Below are 2033 nucleotides of genomic sequence, written 5' to 3'. Positions count from 1 at the left end.
GATGTTCCGGCGCGACCTCTTCTACAGGCTCGAACTGATACCGATCCACATTCCCCCGCTGAGAGAGCGTCGGGAAGACATCGTTCCCATCGCCGAGTTCTTCATCCGTAGGTTTAACGAAGACTTTCACAAACGTTTTGCCGGACTTACGCCGGATGTGAAGCGGATCCTGACCGATTACGACTGGCCCGGCAATATTCGCGAATTGCGCAATGTGATTGAGCGGATTGTCATCCTTGAGAACGACGAGACGATTCGGACTGGACACCTGCCGCTTGACTTGCGGCAGATGTCGGGCGGGCTTGCCGAGGTGTCCAGCCCGGTGCTGAATCAGAACCTGGGGATTGAGATACCGGCGGAAGGGCTTTCGATGGAAGCAGTGGAGCACGAACTGGTCCTGAAGGCGCTCGATAAGTCCGGGCAAAACCAGACCCGTGCCGCCAGGATGCTCGGCATCACTCGAGATTCGTTGCGCTACAAGATGAAGAAGTTTGGATTGCTCTGATGCCCGGTAGAAGAAGGATTGTAGGAAGAGAGATATTGAATTGGAGCAGGTTCGTTTGTAGATTGATTGGTTAGGGGAGTCGATAGAGTCCATACTTTCAATACGGTCCACTCAGTCCATAGTCAGTTTCACAACATCGTCATACTCATCCGTGTCTAATTACACCGGTGTTCTCTTCCTGATGATTGCGGCAGTCGGTTTGACCGCGATCATCATACTCCTTACCCGACTCCTGGGGCCGCGGCGGACGAATCCCGCCAAGGAACTCCCCTTTGAAACGGGCAATCTGCCGACGCCCGGCACTACCAGGGAGGGCTTTCCGATCCATTTCTATGTGGTCTCTATCCTCTTCGTCGTGTTTGACGTTGAGATCGCCTTCCTTTACCCTTGGGCGGTCAACTTCAAAGCCCTCGGCCTGTTCGGACTGGTCGAGATGGGGGTCTTCCTGCTGATCCTTCTGGCCGGGTGGTATTTCATCATAAAGAGGGGAGTCTTGCAGTGGCGATAGACGACACCCTGATGCCGGGGATGGTCGCGACGAATGCCATCGACCGGGCGCTTGGCTGGGCGCGCAAGTATTCGATCTTCATGTATCCCTTCGTGACCGCCTGTTGCGGGATGGAGTATATGTCGGTAGCGTCGTCGCACTACGACATCGACCGGTTCGGGGCCGGCTTGCCCCGGTTCAGTCCGCGTCAGGCGGACGTCTTGATCGTAGTAGGGACAGTGTCTCAGAAGATCGCGCCGATTCTCCGCCGCATCTACGACCAAATGGCCGAGCCGAAGTGGGTGATCGCGTTTGGTGCCTGTGCTTCGGTGGGAGGGCCATACGACAACTACGCGACGCTCCAGGGAATAGACCGGATTGTCCCCGTGGACATCTATATCCCGGGCTGCCCGCCGCGCCCCGAAATGGTGCTCGACGGGCTGATGAAGTTGCAGCAGAAGATCCAGGAGCAAAAGCATCCCTTGGTGGAGTTGTCCAATGTCGGCTGAGGAACTGATCTCGAGGCTGGTAACCGATCTGTCGGATTTGGGTCTCGTCTGTAGAATCGATAAGGGCCACGCCGTCGCTGAGGTTGCGCCTTCGCGAGTTGCCAACCTTGCCTCAGCACTCAAGAGCCAGGCGGACTTCCGGTTCGATATGCTGATGGACTTGACGGCCGTGGACTGGCTCGGGAAGCGATCGCCCCGCTTCGACGTTGTCTATCATTTTTATTCTACGGAACATAACCATCGCTTGCGGGTGAAAGCGATGGTGGATGAGGGTGCGCCGGTTCCGACGCTAACGAGCCTTTGGCCGATTGCCGACTGGTTTGAACGCGAAGTCTGGGACCTCTACGGGATCCGCTTTTCCGGGCATCCGAACCTGAAACGGATCCTGATGTATGAGGAGTTCAAGGGCCACCCGCTCCGGAAGGACTATCCCTATGATGGCCGGCAGCCGCTCATCGAGGAGACCTGGCCGGTGCGGCGACTGCAGGTGAAGATGAAGGAAGGTGAGGTCATTCACCGCCCGTGAGTAGAA

The 2033-nt window shown here is 56.8% G+C and carries 4 protein-coding genes; all 4 read left to right on the top strand.

Features of this window, described 5'->3' with window-relative positions:
- Position 1: 1 nt before the first annotated feature.
- The 4 genes from FJY67_12190 to FJY67_12175 all read left to right on the top strand — a co-directional run bounded on the left by FJY67_12190 (position 2) and on the right by FJY67_12175 (position 2027).
- The gene (locus FJY67_12190) at positions 2–505 is read left to right on the top strand and encodes a hypothetical protein (GenBank protein MBM3330204.1); all 504 of its coding nucleotides are present in this window, start codon (positions 2–4) and stop codon (positions 503–505) included.
- Between the two features lie 151 nt (positions 506–656).
- The gene (locus FJY67_12185) at positions 657–1013 is read left to right on the top strand and encodes an NADH-quinone oxidoreductase subunit A (protein MBM3330203.1); all 357 of its coding nucleotides are present in this window, start codon (positions 657–659) and stop codon (positions 1011–1013) included.
- 11 nt (positions 1014–1024) lie between these two features.
- On the top strand, positions 1025–1501 hold the full coding sequence (locus tag FJY67_12180; GenBank protein ID MBM3330202.1) for an NADH-quinone oxidoreductase subunit B: 477 nt from the start codon (positions 1025–1027) through the stop codon (positions 1499–1501).
- A complete protein-coding gene (locus FJY67_12175; GenBank protein MBM3330201.1) occupies positions 1491–2027 on the top strand; it encodes an NADH-quinone oxidoreductase subunit C in 537 nt (178 codons plus the stop codon). Before FJY67_12180 ends, FJY67_12175 begins: the two co-directional genes overlap by 11 nt.
- Positions 2028–2033 lie beyond the last annotated feature (6 nt).

The sequence above is a fragment of the Calditrichota bacterium genome (assembly GCA_016867835.1).
Lineage (GTDB): Bacteria > Electryoneota > AABM5-125-24 > Hatepunaeales > Hatepunaeaceae > VGIQ01.
Note: the sequence above shows the minus strand (reverse complement) of the source record. Positions and strands in the feature narration are given on the sequence as shown.